General features: G+C 38.2%; 14 protein-coding genes. 3 read left to right on the top strand and 11 right to left on the bottom strand.

Going from position 1 to position 16,009, the window contains the following annotated elements:
• Positions 1–10: 10 nt before the first annotated feature.
• From aroC to ACFIKQ_RS03835, 3 genes are all read right to left on the bottom strand, one after another.
• Positions 11–1,099: a chorismate synthase gene (gene aroC, locus ACFIKQ_RS03845; RefSeq protein WP_375635776.1), complete on the bottom strand. Its 1,089-nt coding sequence runs from the start codon at positions 1,097–1,099 to the stop codon at positions 11–13.
• A 148-nt stretch (positions 1,100–1,247) separates the two neighbouring features.
• The gene (fabI, locus tag ACFIKQ_RS03840; RefSeq protein ID WP_375655981.1) at positions 1,248–2,066 is read right to left on the bottom strand and encodes an enoyl-ACP reductase FabI; all 819 of its coding nucleotides are present in this window, start codon (positions 2,064–2,066) and stop codon (positions 1,248–1,250) included.
• A gap of 128 nt (positions 2,067–2,194) precedes the next feature.
• Positions 2,195–3,097, bottom strand: coding sequence for a DnaJ C-terminal domain-containing protein (locus ACFIKQ_RS03835; protein ID WP_012754817.1), 903 nt, complete (start codon positions 3,095–3,097; stop codon positions 2,195–2,197).
• 293 nt (positions 3,098–3,390) lie between these two features.
• On the opposite strand from ACFIKQ_RS03835, the gene pdxH reads away from it, so the two are divergent.
• Positions 3,391–4,014 carry a pyridoxamine 5'-phosphate oxidase gene (gene pdxH, locus ACFIKQ_RS03830; protein ID WP_375635777.1) on the top strand — a complete coding sequence of 208 codons (624 nt, stop codon included), beginning with the start codon at positions 3,391–3,393 and terminating at the stop codon, positions 4,012–4,014.
• 252 nt (positions 4,015–4,266) lie between these two features.
• On the opposite strand, the gene ubiA is transcribed toward pdxH, so the two are convergent.
• On the bottom strand, positions 4,267–5,271 hold the full coding sequence (gene ubiA / locus ACFIKQ_RS03825; RefSeq protein WP_375635778.1) for a 4-hydroxybenzoate octaprenyltransferase: 1,005 nt from the start codon (positions 5,269–5,271) through the stop codon (positions 4,267–4,269).
• Positions 5,272–5,361: 90 nt separating this feature from the next.
• Between ubiA and purD the strand changes: the two genes are divergently transcribed.
• Positions 5,362–6,636 carry a phosphoribosylamine--glycine ligase gene (gene purD, locus ACFIKQ_RS03820; protein ID WP_375635779.1) on the top strand — a complete coding sequence of 425 codons (1,275 nt, stop codon included), beginning with the start codon at positions 5,362–5,364 and terminating at the stop codon, positions 6,634–6,636.
• 1,162 nt (positions 6,637–7,798) lie between these two features.
• On the opposite strand, the gene ACFIKQ_RS03815 is transcribed toward purD, so the two are convergent.
• The 7 genes from ACFIKQ_RS03815 to ACFIKQ_RS03785 all read right to left on the bottom strand — a co-directional run bounded on the left by ACFIKQ_RS03815 (position 7,799) and on the right by ACFIKQ_RS03785 (position 14,659).
• Positions 7,799–8,326, bottom strand: a complete 528-nt coding sequence (locus ACFIKQ_RS03815; RefSeq protein WP_012754813.1) for a DUF6101 family protein — start codon at positions 8,324–8,326, stop codon at positions 7,799–7,801.
• Between the two features lie 144 nt (positions 8,327–8,470).
• Positions 8,471–9,880 carry an FAD-binding oxidoreductase gene (locus ACFIKQ_RS03810; protein ID WP_375635780.1) on the bottom strand — a complete coding sequence of 470 codons (1,410 nt, stop codon included), beginning with the start codon at positions 9,878–9,880 and terminating at the stop codon, positions 8,471–8,473.
• The gene (locus tag ACFIKQ_RS03805) at positions 9,865–10,845 is read right to left on the bottom strand and encodes an L-threonylcarbamoyladenylate synthase (protein ID WP_375635781.1); all 981 of its coding nucleotides are present in this window, start codon (positions 10,843–10,845) and stop codon (positions 9,865–9,867) included. Before ACFIKQ_RS03805 ends, ACFIKQ_RS03810 begins: the two co-directional genes overlap by 16 nt.
• Positions 10,842–11,483 (bottom strand): ribonuclease HII, encoded by a 642-nt coding sequence (locus ACFIKQ_RS03800; protein WP_375635838.1) that lies wholly within the window; start codon positions 11,481–11,483, stop codon positions 10,842–10,844. Before ACFIKQ_RS03800 ends, ACFIKQ_RS03805 begins: the two co-directional genes overlap by 4 nt.
• Positions 11,484–11,681: 198 nt before the next feature.
• Positions 11,682–12,590: a 4-(cytidine 5'-diphospho)-2-C-methyl-D-erythritol kinase gene (locus ACFIKQ_RS03795; protein WP_375655979.1), complete on the bottom strand. Its 909-nt coding sequence runs from the start codon at positions 12,588–12,590 to the stop codon at positions 11,682–11,684.
• 240 nt (positions 12,591–12,830) lie between these two features.
• A complete protein-coding gene (locus ACFIKQ_RS03790; protein WP_375635783.1) occupies positions 12,831–13,679 on the bottom strand; it encodes a S49 family peptidase in 849 nt (282 codons plus the stop codon).
• Positions 13,680–13,870: 191 nt separating this feature from the next.
• Complete coding sequence (locus ACFIKQ_RS03785; RefSeq protein ID WP_375655977.1) at positions 13,871–14,659, bottom strand: tRNA1(Val) (adenine(37)-N6)-methyltransferase; 789 nt, start codon at positions 14,657–14,659, stop codon at positions 13,871–13,873.
• A 180-nt stretch (positions 14,660–14,839) separates the two neighbouring features.
• Between ACFIKQ_RS03785 and ACFIKQ_RS03780 the strand changes: the two genes are divergently transcribed.
• Entirely contained in the window at positions 14,840–15,916 is a 1,077-nt protein-coding gene (locus ACFIKQ_RS03780; RefSeq protein WP_375644561.1) for a polyprenyl synthetase family protein, read from the top strand.
• The last annotated feature ends 93 nt before the right edge of the window (positions 15,917–16,009 follow it).

The following is a 16,009-nucleotide window of genomic DNA, read 5'->3' as shown; positions in this document are numbered from 1 at the left end:
ACCTTTTCAATCACCCAATTTGACCGCGATGTCTTAGATAATGGTCAGCAATAGCACAAGCAACCATCGCTTCACCAACAGGAACGGCACGAATCCCAACACATGGATCATGACGTCCCTTCGTTATAACATCTATATCATGACCATCAACATCAATGGAGCGACGAGGCGTTAAAATTGATGAAGTAGGCTTTACAGCAAAACGTGCAACTATTGGCTGTCCACTCGATATTCCCCCTAAAATACCACCAGCATGATTGGATAAAAAAAGCGGTTTTCCATCATTTCCCATTCGCATTTCATCGGCATTTTCTTCTCCCCTCAGGCGGGCTGCCGCAAAACCATCACCAATTTCCACACCTTTTACCGCATTAATCGACATAAGTAACGATGCAATATCTTGATCAAGCTTTGCATAAATAGGGGCTCCTAAACCTGCCGGAACATTTTCTGCAACGATCTCAACAACCGCACCAACAGATGTTCCCTCTTTACGGAGTTTACTGATATAATCACTAAAAATGGGAACCATCTCTGCATCAGCTGTAAAAAAAGGATTATTATCAACCTCTGACCAATCCCACCGATCACGATTAATATTATGAGGACCAATTGCTATCACTGCTCCTCGTACAATCAAACCAGGAACGATTTTACGAGCAAATGCACCAGCTGCAACACGTGCTACCGTCTCCCGTGCTGAAGCACGTCCCCCACCTCGAAAATCACGAATGCCATATTTAATATCATAAGTATAATCCGCATGTCCTGGACGATACTGATGAGCAATCGAGCTATAATCCTTCGAACGCTGATCTGTGTTTCGAATCAACAGAGAAATTGGTGTACCTGTCGTCACCAATGTTGTCCCATCGTCTTGAACAACAACTCCTGAAAGGACCTCTACTTCATCTGGTTCTCGGCGCTGCGTTGTATATTTTGATTGTCCTGGTTTGCGTTTATCAAGATAAGCTTGAACTTCTGCAAGAGTAAAAATAATTCCAGGTGGACAACCATCAATGACACAACCAAGAGCAGCACCATGACTTTCACCCCATGTTGTTACACGAAACAAATGACCAAATGTATTATGCGACATGAAAAAAGATCCGTTTCTCTGTCAAATATATACAACGACAACGTATGTTGTGTGCTATACACAAGGTAGCTCGTTGCTCCCAAATACCCTTAGCCACTTTAAATTTGGTCAAATTACTGCTGTCCAATAAAATCCCATAAACCAAACTTTATTCTTTAACGACAGAAATGTCTGGTGCATCAACTGCTTTCATACCTATGATATTATAACCCGAATCGACATGATGGACTTCACCGGTAACAGAACGAGACAAATCTGAAAGAAAATAAAGCGCAGAATCACCAACCTCTTCAATTGTTACCGTACGACGTAATGGAGCATTATATTCATTCCATTTTAAAATATAACGAAAATCACCAATACCAGAAGCCGCTAACGTTTTAATTGGTCCAGCAGATATAGCATTAACACGAATATTTTGAGGACCTAAATCTACCGCTAAATATTTCACGCTCGCTTCAAGAGCTGCTTTGGCAACCCCCATTACATTATAATTGGGAACAACCTTTTCTGCACCATAATAGGTCAGTGTCAAGATTGCCCCACCATCTGGCATCAATTTCTCTGCACGCTTCGTTAGAGCTGTTAGGGAATAAACGGAAATATTCATGGTCATCATAAAATTTGATTCGCTGATATCAATATAACGACCACTTAATTCGTCTTTATCAGAAAAACCAATAGCATGAACTAAAAAATCGAGTTTTCCCCATTTCTTCTCTATTTCTCTAAAGACCGTATCAATAGAGACACTGTCAGAAACATCACAATGTCCACAAACAAACCCCTTTAATTCTTCAGCCAAAGGCTCAACACGCTTTTTCATTGCTTCACCCTGATAGGTAAAAGCAAGCTCTGCCCCTGCGCTACTTGCTGCTTTAGCGATTCCCCAAGCGATGGAGCGATTATTGGCCAACCCCAAAATTAAACCACGCTTACCGTACAACAAACCATTACCCTTAGCCATCAGCACTGCCCCATTGTTACTTAAAATTAATATTATTCATCTGCCTATGACACAGGTCAACTTTTTCTTCAAGCAATTGGTTTAAAATCAAACAAAAACTACGCTTTTGTATATAAAAAATTTTAAAATTAATCTTGTTGCATTTGCAAAAACTGTTCTAGCGCGGCATTTTCACCTTCCGGCAACATAATGCGAACATGCACATAAAGATCATCTCTTGTACCATTTTTTAAACGAAGCCCTTTTCCTTTCAACCGTAAAACGCGATCAGAACTTGACCAAGCAGGAATCGTTAAAACCACACGTCCCTCCAACGTCTCAACTTCTTCTTTTGCTCCCAAAACAGCATGTTTAAGAGAAACTGGTAAATCAAGATGAAGTGCTCTTCCTTCAACCCGAAAACGAGGATGTTTTTGAATCTGAATGGTTATCAACGCATCTCCTGCTTGCCCGAGAGGTACCTCTTCTCCCTGACCTTTTAAACGAATAGTCTGTCCGTCTTCAATATAATCTGGAAGTTTAATTTTTAACTTTTTTCCATTTGGAAAAACAGCTTCCACCTTTTCTGCGCCAACCATCTGCTCTAATGTTATGGCAAGATTAGCACGAACATGTGCTCCTTGTTGGGGACGGTTATAGTGTGTGGAATTCGAAAAGCTACTACCTCCTCCAAACAGATCCCGAAAAATATCACTCGCATCAAAACCTGCACCACCTGAAGAGGAAAAATCAAATCCCTTTGCTCTTCCTGAAAAGGGATTTTGTTTATTGCTAAAATTTTCACCAGTACCATAAGCTTGATAAAGCGGTTTTCCTTCCATATCAATTTCACCGCGATCAAATTGTGCCTTTTTATCCTTATCACCTATAATTTCATAAGCTTGATTAATTTCAGCAAATTTTTCTTTAGCCTTTGTATCATCTTTATTATGGTCTGGATGATACTTCTTTGCTAATCTTCTAAATGCCGATTTAATCTCTTGCGATTTTGCGGTACGTGCCACACCCAGAATCGTGTAGGGATCACGCATATTGCCCTCTTTTCAATTTTTTCGTTTTCAAAATATCAACTGATCCGTTGCTCAATATCCCTTATATCTTCATCAGTCTATTCTAGAGAATAATTTCTTCTTTCCTTTTTATATGTCTATCAATAAACTAAAATACCAGATAAAATGAGACATTTATTTAATATAGCTCATTGTAGCCTATGCTAAAGTAAAAATAATTAAACTACCATAGAAATACACAATAGCATTGGCTTTTTGATGATAAAGTAAATGAGAAAATGCCTCGCCCATACTCACTGATATTTGGAGAAACTATGAGCAACAAAATACCAACAGATGATCATTTTATGAAAATGCAAAAACCTTTTGAACTTTTCGCAAAGTGGCTTGAAGAGGCAACGATAAGTGAAATAAATGATCCAAATGCTATGGCATTAGCAACAGTTGACGAAACAGGACTCCCTAATGTTCGTATGGTTCTCCTCAAAGACTACAGTCCCCAAGGCTTCGTCTTCTATACCAATTATGAAAGCTGTAAAGGACAAGAAATTTTAAAATCAATGAAAGCATCTTTAGGTTTTCATTGGAAATCGCTCCGTCGTCAGGTCAGAATTAGAGGAATTGTTGAAAAAGTAAGTCAACAGGAAGCCGATGCCTATTTCCAATCGCGACCACGTGGTAGTCGAATTGGTGCATGGGCATCTAAACAATCTCAACCTTTAGACAATCGTTTTGTGCTCGAAAAAGCAATTGCTCAATATACTGCGCGTTATGCTCTAGGCAATATTCCACGACCACCTTATTGGTCTGGGTTTCGTGTTAACCCCCTTTCTATAGAGTTCTGGTGCGATCGCCCATTTCGTTTACATGATCGTCTGCTTTTTACACGCGATTGTGTTGAACACAGCGATTGGAAAAGACAAAAACTTTATCCCTAATCCTTCAAACTTCATCGTTATAAAGATTTTTTCTTCCCAACAGTTAAACAAGTATTTTTTATTTGAAAAATTCTAAAAGAAGATGATTTATTTTATTTAAATAGAAGAAATTCATTTTCACTGTAATTCATTTTCACTGTAAAAGTTGATTGGTAATATTTTCTACTGTATTGCTTAAAACAGATTAGCAACAAGCTTATTTAAAAGAAAATACTGTATTCAGCAGAAACTATGATTTTAGCTAACTTATTTTTAGACCGCAGGATAAAATATCGTCCATATACCCCCACATACCAAACCAGCAAAAATCACAAAACCAATAAGCGAATTAGATTTGAAAAGCCTGAGGCATTGTGAACTGTCATCTATATCAATGACTTTAATTTGAATAAACATATGGATGCTTGCCACAAAAATCCCCAAAAAACTAAGAACAGGGACTCCAGCTAAATAAAATGCTAAACTAACGAACACCACAAAACCACCATACAAAAATACTAAAGCACGCTTGGTTCCTTTACCAAAGAGAAGGGCCGTAGAACGGACACCAACAGTAGCATCATCTTCTTTATCTTGATGTGCGTAGATTGTATCGTATCCTATGGTCCACAAGATTGATCCCACATAAAGCAAGATTGGTGCCCAGCTTAAACTTCCAAAGACAACAGCCCACCCCATTAATGCCCCCCAATTAAACGCAACGCCTAAAAAAAACTGCGGCCAATATGTTACGCGTTTCATAAAAGGATAAAATGCAACAGCTATCAATGACGAAATACCTAGAAAAAAACTAAACCTATTAAATTGTGATAAAACGACTAAACCAACCAAACATTGCATAAGTATAAAAACTCTTGCTTGAAACCGACTCACATGACCTGTCGGCAATGGGCGAGAACGTGTCCTTTCTACCTGAGCATCAATTTTATGGTCAATAAGATCATTCCAAGTACATCCTGCCCCTCGCATAGCAATAGATCCCAGAAAAAAAAGAAAAAGATACCAAACCCAGTGAAGAAACATTGATAAAAGAGTATCGTAATGCATGTTATAAGAGAAAAAAGCCATTGTTGTTGACCAAAAACAAGGCCACATCAACAATTGCCATCCGATAGGCCGATCCCAACGCGCCAATTGCGCATAAAACCATAAAGAACAGGGAAGGAAATTGTAAACCCATTGTTTGGAAGATGCATCCATAACCCGTCCCTGACTCTCACAGGATTGAACATGCGCGATATTTTTATTTTTTTTCATCAAATGATTTACCTTTGGTCTTGCGATAGAGACATTTCATTCTTATGAGAAGGAGATGAGATTAATCATCTTTTATGAGAGGAGCAAGCAATGAATATTCTTCTTATTGGCTCAGGTGGACGAGAACATGCTTTAGCATGGAAAATAGCTGCATCACCACTGCTAACAAAGTTATATTGTGCTCCTGGAAACCCTGCAACAACAGAATTTGGTGAAAATATTAATTTAAACATTGATGACCATCCCCTTGTTATTGATTTTTGTAAAAAACATTCTATTGATCTTGTGATTGTAGGACCAGAAGCACCATTGGTTGCGGGTATAACAGACTCTCTTAATAGCGCTAACATCTGTGTATTTGGTCCTACTCAAAAAGCTGCTCAACTAGAAGGTTCTAAAGCTTTTACAAAAGATTTATGTCGTAAGAATAACATTCCTACAGGAAGTTACCAATGCTTTAATGATGCCTCTAAAGCTAAAGCTTACATTCATCAACAAGGTGTTCCCATTGTTATTAAAGCTGATGGCTTAGCAGCTGGCAAAGGTGTCGTGGTTGCAACAACTATGGAAGAAGCATTTAACGCAGTCGATGCCTGCTTCAAAAGTGCATTTGGAGATGCAGGAAACAAAATTGTTGTAGAATCTTTTCTTGAAGGTGAAGAAGCAAGCTTCTTCTGCCTTTGTGATGGTAAAGTTGCTCTTCCTTTTGGTTCTGCTCAAGACCATAAACGTGTAGGTGATGGCGATATTGGAGCAAACACCGGTGGTATGGGTGCTTATTCACCAGCGCCCATCATGACCCAAGAAATAGTGAATCGTACCCTCAAAGAAATTGTTGAACCAGCTTTAAAAAGCATGAAAGAAATGGGCGCCCCCTTTAAAGGTATTCTCTTCGTCGGATTAATGATAACGCAAAAAGGACCCGAATTAATTGAATTTAACGTACGATTCGGTGATCCTGAATGTCAAGTTTTAATGATGCGCCTCAAAGATGACATTTTGCCAATTTTTCTTGCTGCAGCTCAAGGAAAACTTGAAAATAAGCCTCTTCGGTGGTCTGAAAAAACTGCTCTCACCGTTGTTATGGCTGCCAATGGTTATCCAGACTCTCCCCAAAAAGGTACTGTTATCCGTAACGTTGATAAAGTAAACAATCTTCCCGATGTGAAAGTTTTTCAAGCTGGTACAGTATTGCGTGATGGAGAACTCATTGCAAATGGTGGACGTGTCCTCAACATAACAGCAACAGGAAAAACGATTACGCACGCACAAAAACGTGCTTATGAAGCTGTTGATTGTATTGATTGGCCAGAAGGTTTTGTTCGTCGTGATATCGGATGGAGAGCCATTGCGCGAGAAAACTAAATCCTTTGAATATTCTTTTTTCCGATTTGATTATTTTATATAAGAGCATGATACACAAATTTTCTTACTGTTTTACGTTGACCATAATTTTGAAAAAATGAGTGTGCTTTCCTTTGAACAATCAAATATTGTAAATAGGATATCTACCCATGATAAAATAGGAAATTTCTCTGAATATAACACTGTGATATAAACTGATCATTTTACTGTTGTATTTAATTTAAACGTATTTTCTCATCATCTTTATAAATACTTTCTTTCTTATAAAACCCTGAAGAAAAACATATATACTATCATTTCTCTTATTTATTGCGTTTTTTAATGAAATTCCGCTTTTACGAAAAATAAAATGCCAAAAAAAAGATACTGATGTTATTCACGTACAAATTCTTAAACAATATCTCTCATGCTCGTCACTCCCATTTTACGACACTACCTGCAAATAGTATAAATCCATTCTGCCATCTTTCTGAAATAAAGATACAAACCGATACTATCATTGTATTTTCCAACTCCCAATATTACGATAACCCTTTCTATCTAAACGCTTTATCAGAGAGTGTTTACTCTTTTTTAATGATTTTTATCCACACTCTACCCCTTCTTATAACGTGCAAAAAAATGATTTTGATTATAGGAGAGAGATGAAGTAAGAATATTTTGCAATATTCAAAGCTCTCATTCAACATGGAGAAATGATTTATAAAAAAGTAAAAAACACTTCCAGCAATCTGCTCGTGTTTTAATGATGTGGCAAAAACCAAAAATTACACCGCCAAAAAAACGGTTTCTATTGTTATGAAAGCCGTTTTTACCTCTCCGAGAAAAGCATTTAACATAACCGATTCCTGCTGCCAATGTATGGTGTCAAAAAACTCTCATTTACAATCATTGACTTCCTCTTTGCCTTAAAGAACCAAAAGTCACACCAAATCCCATCTGTAAACGTCAGGATTCTCATTGAGCGGGTTCCTCTTGGTTCCTACTCATATGCTTCACTTACACAAAGACCGACAAGCAAACTTAAGAATATTCGCCATGTCCTCTAAAAATACTTCATGTGTGAAGTTTACACGCCTTATATTACCGCCCCAAACAACGATGTTTTACGGCACAACAAGATAAATGCTTACGGTAGTACAAAAATGAATGCATATTAATATTACTGGAGTGCAATTCGATTCGCAATCACCAAACGCAAGCCTAACGGATTGCTATAACGAAGTAAAAAACGCTTTTGTTTAGAATGTGCTGTTGTACCAAAAAAACGATGTAAATCAGAACGATCTTTTACAACCAGAATGCGATTATCTTCATTGATCATAAGCATGGGGAGTCCATAAGTATCCGCCCATAATCGCCAATCCAGAAGAACATTATTCAAATCTCTGGAAACCAAAAGCGGTATACAAGCTTCCTCATCGGCATGAAGTAATTCTAATGCAACAGCTCTTTCTCCTGAACGCGTTTTCACGGTACGTGCTGCAATTCCTTGGAAATGATAAGGGGGTATTAAATGCGATAAGCTTGAAGGCATATCCGTTTTAAAAGAAACACCACGCTCATTTAACGAACAAATAACCTGATTACCCGTTTTGGATGAAAAATATGTCGTCGTTTGTGGCAAATGGCACGGATCTAACCGAAATTCAAGCACCGCTTTTGCCTGATTAAAGCATTGATTAGCCATATACATTATCCCAATTTATCTTAAATAACATACACCCTTTAGCAGCTTTTTCTCATTGGATTATTAAAAGTTTGAATAAAAAACAACTGGTTTCTTTTTTGGTTATTAAAATCTAAACAAAAATACATGATCACTATTCTTGAATTATAATACTTTTCCGGGATTCATTATCCCTAAAGGATCGAGCGTTTTTTTAATCCCTTGCATAATATCCAATGCGACAGGCGATTTAAAAGAACGAAGTTCTTCGCGCTTAAGCTGACCAATTCCATGCTCAGCAGAAAATGCACCTCTATAATCCATCACTAAACTATGAATGCGATGATTCATTTTTGACCATAACTGCAAGAACACCATCGTATCAGCTCCTACAGGTTGTGTAATGTTATAATGTAAATTTCCATCGCCCATGTGTCCAAAACAAATCACCCGTGCTCCTGGAGCAATATCTTCAACAATAAGCGCTGCCTCAGCAATAAAATCAGGAATAGAAGCAAGTGGGATCGCAATATCATGCTTAATGGACCCTCCTGCTAACTTTTGTGCATAGGATATACTTTCACGCAACTGCCAAAAAAAATCTTGCTGTTTTAAAGATTGTGCAACAATTGCATCTTCTATCACCGCATTCTTTAAAGCTTCTTCTAAAATAATACTCAGTACTGATAACGCCTCATCATCGCCTTGCAATGATGAAATGTTCATTAATACATACCATTCATGCTTCCGCTGAAGAGGAGGCTTCTCACACATCTTATAATCTAAAGCCATTTGCAAACTGAGATTTCCCATGAGCTCAAAACCTGTCAACATCCCTCCTCCATATTTTTGAGCCAGAGATAAAAACTCTAAAGCCTTCGCCGGACTATATAATCCCACCAAAGCAACAGCTTTTCCTTTTATTTTTGGAAACATCTTCAAAACGGCTGCGGTTATAACACCTAATGTGCCTTCTGCACCAATAAAAAGATTTTTCAAATCGTAACCGCTATTATCTTTTTTAACAAAACGCAAATCATCTAAAATACGGCCATCCGGTAAAACAACTTCCAAACCAAGACAAAGATCACGCATATTGCCATAGGCTAAAACAGCTGTCCCTCCAGCATTCGACGAAAGATTTCCCCCTACTTGACAAGAACCTTCAGAAGCCAAAGAAAGAGGGAAAAAACGACCTGATTCATCCACTTTTTTCTGTAAATCCTGTAAAATAACACCTGCCTCTACAACAACAAAATTTCCCTCAAGATTTATAGTTCTAATCTTATTTAATCGTTCCATGGATAAAAGAACGCTCCCTCCTCTTTCATCTGGTTGTTGTCCCCCCACAAGCCCTGTATTTCCACCCTGTGGCACAATCGGTGTGCGTGTTTTGCTCGCTAGCTGCATAATCGATGAGACCTCTGCGCAAGAAGATGGACGTAAAAGTAAAGGTGTTTTTCCATGAAAAAGCCCACGCTCTTCAAGCAAATACGGTGCAATCAACGCTTGATCTGTTATAGCATGCTTAGCACCAACAATTTCTCTAAACCCCTCAATTAATTTCTGCTCCATGTTTGTTTCTCCTTTGGAGCCGCAGCCCGTATAAGACGATCATTGATCGCCTCCCCTAATCCGTATGATGGAATAGGTTCTACTGCGATACATCTCACTTTAAATGAATCTAATTCCTTCATATATTGAAATAAATGAAAGGCTGCCTCTTCCAACTTTCCATCTTCGCTAAGATTTAAAATAGAAACGGCATTTTCAGCCCCCATAACGCGCTTTGAACCAAATGCTAAAAGCGCTTCACCATTTTCCACCTTTTCTACATTCAAACGAATCGTAGCATTGGGAGCATAATGCGACTTTAACATCCCTGGAGCTTCAATCGCCGCCCTTTGATCTATCCGTTTTAAAGACTTCCCCACAATTTCTTCAATTTTATCAGCCGCAAGCCCCCCTGGACGCAAAAGATAAATATTTTCATCACAAATCTTAATAATCGTTGATTCAAGCCCTATTTTAGCAGGTCCTCCGTCCAATATCAAAGGAACAGATTCCCCCAAAGATGCAAAAACAGCCTCAGCTGAAGTAGGGCTAAGACGCCCCGACTGATTCGCACTAGGAGCAGCAAGTGGTCGGCCAAAATGTTGTACTACTTCCGCAAAACGACTGTCTGGAAAACGAACAGCCAAGGTATTCAAACCAGAGGTTGTTAAAGGATGAATATTATGCTGTTCCTTTAAAGGCAAAACCAATGTCAAAGGCCCTGGCCAAAATTCCTCCATTAATTGGCGTGAAAGAAAGTCAATTTTCACATAACGTTCCGCCATTTCGATGCCGCTGACATGCACAATAAGAGGATTAATTTGCGGACGACTCTTTGTAGAAAAAATAGAAGAAATTGCCCTCCCATTGGTTGCATCGCCCGCTAATCCATAAACAGTTTCCGTTGGTAATGCTACTAACTTCCCTTGTTTAAGAAGCGCTATTGCCTCTCTTATCGAAGCACTATTGAGTGGTAGAATCGTCATGACACACCATTTCTATAACACTCTTTTAGTGGTGCAAAACTATAACGATGTAATCCTATAATTGGTCCATATTTATCAAGAGCTGTACGATGTGCTAGTGTTGCATAACCTACATGCTTCTCTAAACCATACCCTTTATAAACTTGTCCTGCACACTCCATCATCCTGTCACGCGTTACTTTCGCAATAATAGATGCGGCTGCAATTGAAACCGAACGCTGATCGCCCTTAATCAACGCCATTGCAGGACAGGACAACTCAGAAGGAATATCACGTCCATCAACAAGGACATAGTGGGCTGGAATGGCTAACCCTATAATACAGCGACGCATTGCTTCTAAAGTTGCTTTTCTAATATTAGATTGATCAATTGTACGAGCACAAAGACTAGCGACTGAAACCGCTAATGCACTTTGCAAAATTTCATGATAAAGTCTATTTCGTTGGAGAAAAGAAAGTTTTTTTGAATCATTTAACCCATTAGGAATATGGTCTTTATCCAAGATAACTGCTGCCGTTACCACAGGTCCAGCGAGAGGCCCCCGTCCTACTTCATCAACACCTGCTATATGAAAAAAACCCTGTTTTTGCAAATCCAATTCGCACGAAAAATTTGGTTGAAGCGGAACATTAAACATCTTTGATAAATCACAATACAACAAACATACATCTATTTCTGTAGCCTGATCATTTTTTGCAAGCATTACAGTTTTAAATGGCTCTCCAAACATTATGCGAATTCTTGCACAAAAGATAAAAAAATACATTTCTTTGGTTACCCTCTTTCACTGTGTATAATAAAATCAGGACGAAATAAAAGCTTTTATATTTATTTATCAAATATTTCCTAAAGTCATGATAGGTTTTACAAACCAATTTTGGTGCATTGATTTGATAAAAAGAGCCGCTTGTTGCGCCGTTTGTTTATTTTTAAAAATGCCAAAGCAAGTTGCTCCCGTTCCAGACATACGGGAAAAAAGAGCCCCACATTCATCTAATATAGATAACACTTCAGCTAACTGAGGTGCTATTTTTAATGCAGAAGAAAAAAGATCATTACGCGTTTCTTGTAAAGCTTCAACCAATGAATCAACACTCTTTAAAGAATCTGTATTAATTTTCAAAGAAGGATTATGACGCTTCTCTAACGCTTTAAAAACAGTTTGTGTTGAAATCTCTTGTCCATGATTAACCAATACTATTGCAAGAGAACAGGCTCCTTTTAGTTGTATCATCTCTTGACCAATTCCTTTGACCAAAAGTGGCTGCTGATATTCTAATGCATAAAGGCACATGGGAACATCAGCACCAAGAACTAAGCTCATTTTTGCTAATTCTCCGTAAGAGCAATCAAGATTCCACTGTTGACGCAACATGCTTATAACCCCAGCTGCATCACCTGAGCCACCACCAATGCCTGAAGCAACAGGTAATGTTTTTACAAGCCGAAAAAAAGCAGGTTGAGCACATTCAGGAAAAGTCTTATGCATAAAATCCCGTGCGCGAATAACCAAATTATCTAAATGAGACACAAGGCCTTTTGCAAACGGTCCCGTCAAAACAAATTGATTATTTTCGCAAGGTGCATAGTGTAGACAATCACCGCTAAGACTAAAATAAACCAAACTTTCTATTAAATGATACCCATCAGAACGTTGCCCCACAACATGTAGAGCTAAATTCAATTTAATAGGTGTAAATAAATAGGAATGTCCTTGGAACGAAGCTTGTACATTTGATATCATATGACGTAATATTCACCTACATAGGGTTCTTTTACGAATTCCCCCTTTTATCCATACTTTTATTAGCACAAACCCTATAAACAGCTTGGAATATTCTTAATCGTTTTCTAAACAAACAATAAATATAAAGAGCACTCATACAAAATAAACGACATGTTCTCATTCGTATCATTTCAAGCCTTTTTTCTTCTAGAATCTGTTTTTAGATAACAATCCCTCTGGCTTGAATGATCCTTTCCATTACAGACCATAACGCTGCCAAAGTGCTCGCTCTTCTGCTGCCATCAATGCACTGTCAACGACTGTATAAACCGTATGTGCCGTCACTCCTGAAGGCGTTTTAGGTCCTAAGAAACTTTTTGGAGGCATAATAAGTCGAAGTTTTGCATCATTACCAAAGCGCTCCTTAATAACAGAACGTACATCATTTAATCCATCAACCAGACCAAGCTCAACGCTTTGTTTTCCACTCCAAAACATTCCTGTAAAGAGATTCGAATCATTTGATAATTTTTCAGCACGGCGTTCTTTAACCAAATCGATAAAAGTTTGATGCACTTCAAGTTGGAGAGATTTCAAATGCTCGATATCCGCCTTTTTTTCTGGCTGAAATGGATCTAATGTAACTTTGTTCTTTCCTGCTGTGTATACACGCCGTTCGATACCAATTTTCTTCAAAAGTTCCGGAAAACCAAAGGAAGCTGAAACCACTCCAATGGAACCAACAATTGAAGAAGGATCTGCAAAAATTTCATCCCCCGCACAAGCAATCATATAACCACCGGACGCTGCAATATCTTCAATAAACACAAGAACCTTTTTATTTTTTTCTTCTGCCAAGTCACGAATACGCTTGAAGATAAAACGCGATTGTACAGGTGAACCACCAGGAGAATTAATAATAAGTGCAACAGCCGGTGACTTTTTGTGTGCGAAAGCCTTCTCTAAAAGATTTGCACACCTACTGAGGGAAAGGGTACGAGATATCGACGCTGATGAATCCATAATTGCTCCTTGAAGGCGCACCACAGGAATTTCAAGTTTATCGGAAGAAAAACGACGTGGAATAAAACTTTTAATAAAATCCATCAAAACAAAATCTCCTTATAAATTAAGAACAATTAAATAGGAAAGGACAACAAAGAGGAAGAACGCGATAATATCCAAAAGCGCCAATCAATCCCCACATTACAAGCAGAAATATAATTTCACCCAAAGTCAAATCTCCCTAACAACAAAATTTCGACTCTAAATAATAAACTAAAAAACACAAGATACTATTAGAAAAGTTCCCACAAGCTTATATATCCATTATTAATTGCATCAACTTGGGGTGAAAAAGTATGGTCATTACCTTCATGTATAACCAATGCCGGTAAAATAGATAAAGCTGCTCTGCTTCCTCGTTTTGCGTAAAATAAAAGACGAATTGCTGCTGTTTTCGCACGTGCATGCACAGGAATTATACAAATACCACCAAAACGCCCTTCTAAAGCACGCAAGATATCTGTCAGCGATTGTGGACGTGCAATGAGCCCTAAGTATCCACTTGGCTTAACAATGGCCGCTGCACTCCGCAACCAGTTATCAAACATCGCTTCAGACATAACATGTGCTTCAGATTTTTGTTTATCAGGTGTCTTGCGATCAGTCGGATTATTAAAAGGTGGATTCATAATCGCAAAATCAAAGCTATTATCTATCAAACCTGCTTTTATACGGGCATTCCCTTTGAAGGTAACATCTGCTTCTAGCAAACAAACTCGGCTAGCAAATTGTTTATTTTGTTTTAGCATAAGCGTTTTTTGAGCGTAAGATACCATAAAAGCTGAACGTTCAACTAAGGTAACATGAACTTTCAAACAACGCGAAGCAACAGCCAACCCTGCAGCTCCAGCACCTGCACCTAAATCAACAACCTTGCCCTTTAAATTACTTGGAACCAAACTAGCTAATAACATCGCATCCATTCCAGAACGATGACCATATTTATGGGGTTGAACCAAATAAAATTTCCCGCGGTGAAAACTATCAATTGTTTCACCACTCTGATTCGTTGTTTTATCCATTTAAAAGCCTAATGTTCACCTTTATAAACTGCATTTTTGCCATTCAGCTGCTATTTTAAATTTTTTTATTATTTCATAACAACAAGATTACACTCGCTAAAGAACATTTATTGCCAATAACATTCCAAGCTTACACTTCAAAGCGCCATCAAAAGCTTGAGTCAAACACAAACCCCCTTTATGCTAGTAAATAAAGTAAATTTTATATATGTCCATTGCAATACTCTAGGAGTAAACACATTGAGCGCAGCTATCAAACCAGAACAAATAAGAAATAATCAAATTTCTCTTCAATCTCTTGTCAATCTTACTCAAAAAGATATGGAGCGCGTAAATCAATTTATTCTCTCTATGGCAAAATCAGAGGTTGAGATGATCCCTGAAATTTCCAACCATCTTATTTCATCAGGTGGAAAGCGATTACGCCCAATGATTACGCTCGCTTCTGCTCATATGTTCGGTTATCAAAGTGACGGGCATATAAAACTCGCAACAGCTGTTGAATTTATGCATACAGCAACATTACTACACGATGATGTGATTGATGAAAGTAATTTGCGACGTGGAAAATCCACGGCACGGATGATTTGGGGGAATCAAGCAAGCGTACTTGTTGGTGATTTCCTGTTGGGTCAGGCTTTTAAAATGATGGTCGATGTCGGTTCCATAGAAGCGCTCTCTGTCCTAGCGAACGCTGCTGCAATTATTGCTGAAGGAGAAGTTATGCAACTTTCTGCTGCAAAAAATATCAAAACCAGCCCTTCAGACTATCTCAAAATCATCAATGCCAAAACAGCCGCACTTTTTTCAGCAGCCGCTGAAGTAGGACCGATTGTTGCTGGCTATGGACATAAAGAGCGTTCTTCATTACGTGAATATGGAACATCTTTAGGTTTAGCTTTCCAATTGATTGATGATGCACTTGACTATAGCGGTAGTGCTCAAAGCTTAGGAAAAAATATAGGGGATGATTTTAGAGAAGGAAAAATAACAATGCCTGTTATTATCGCATATGAACGTGGAAATATAGTAGAAAAAAATTTCTGGAAACAAGCACTTGAAGATGGCAATAACAATAATGAAGCCTTCGCATACGCGCAACACTTAATAGAAAAGTATGATAGTATCACAGATACAATAGAACAAGCACGCATCTACGGAAAACATGCAATTGATGCTCTTATTCCCATGAACGAAAATCTTGCTTACAATGCTCTCGTTGAGACTGTTGAATTTTGTATTGCGCGCGTAAACTGAATTCTTTGCAAGAATCGCAGTATTTCTCAATAAAGTAATGAGATATGATCTATAAACAACACCATCGATTGATTATCTTGAAAAGGATTAGCT

Source organism: Bartonella sp. MR63HLJHH (genome assembly GCF_042194155.1).
GTDB classification, from domain to species: domain Bacteria; phylum Pseudomonadota; class Alphaproteobacteria; order Rhizobiales; family Rhizobiaceae; genus Bartonella; species Bartonella grahamii.
Note: the sequence above shows the minus strand (reverse complement) of the source record. Positions and strands in the feature narration are given on the sequence as shown.

Coding starts and splice junctions, on each gene's coding strand:
- aroC (WP_375635776.1), bottom strand. CDS start 1,099: ATGTCGCATAATACATTTGGTCATTTGTTTCGTGTAACAACATGGGGT.
- fabI (WP_375655981.1), bottom strand. CDS start 2,066: ATGGCTAAGGGTAATGGTTTGTTGTACGGTAAGCGTGGTTTAATTTTG.
- ACFIKQ_RS03835 (WP_012754817.1), bottom strand. CDS start 3,097: ATGCGTGATCCCTACACGATTCTGGGTGTGGCACGTACCGCAAAATCG.
- pdxH (WP_375635777.1), top strand. CDS start 3,391: ATGAGCAACAAAATACCAACAGATGATCATTTTATGAAAATGCAAAAA.
- ubiA (WP_375635778.1), bottom strand. CDS start 5,271: ATGAAAAAAAATAAAAATATCGCGCATGTTCAATCCTGTGAGAGTCAG.
- purD (WP_375635779.1), top strand. CDS start 5,362: ATGAATATTCTTCTTATTGGCTCAGGTGGACGAGAACATGCTTTAGCA.
- ACFIKQ_RS03815 (WP_012754813.1), bottom strand. CDS start 8,326: ATGGCTAATCAATGCTTTAATCAGGCAAAAGCGGTGCTTGAATTTCGG.
- ACFIKQ_RS03810 (WP_375635780.1), bottom strand. CDS start 9,880: ATGGAGCAGAAATTAATTGAGGGGTTTAGAGAAATTGTTGGTGCTAAG.
- ACFIKQ_RS03805 (WP_375635781.1), bottom strand. CDS start 10,845: ATGACGATTCTACCACTCAATAGTGCTTCGATAAGAGAGGCAATAGCG.
- ACFIKQ_RS03800 (WP_375635838.1), bottom strand. CDS start 11,483: ATGTTTAATGTTCCGCTTCAACCAAATTTTTCGTGCGAATTGGATTTG.
- ACFIKQ_RS03795 (WP_375655979.1), bottom strand. CDS start 12,590: ATGATATCAAATGTACAAGCTTCGTTCCAAGGACATTCCTATTTATTT.
- ACFIKQ_RS03790 (WP_375635783.1), bottom strand. CDS start 13,679: ATGGATTTTATTAAAAGTTTTATTCCACGTCGTTTTTCTTCCGATAAA.
- ACFIKQ_RS03785 (WP_375655977.1), bottom strand. CDS start 14,659: ATGGATAAAACAACGAATCAGAGTGGTGAAACAATTGATAGTTTTCAC.
- ACFIKQ_RS03780 (WP_375644561.1), top strand. CDS start 14,840: ATGCTAGTAAATAAAGTAAATTTTATATATGTCCATTGCAATACTCTA.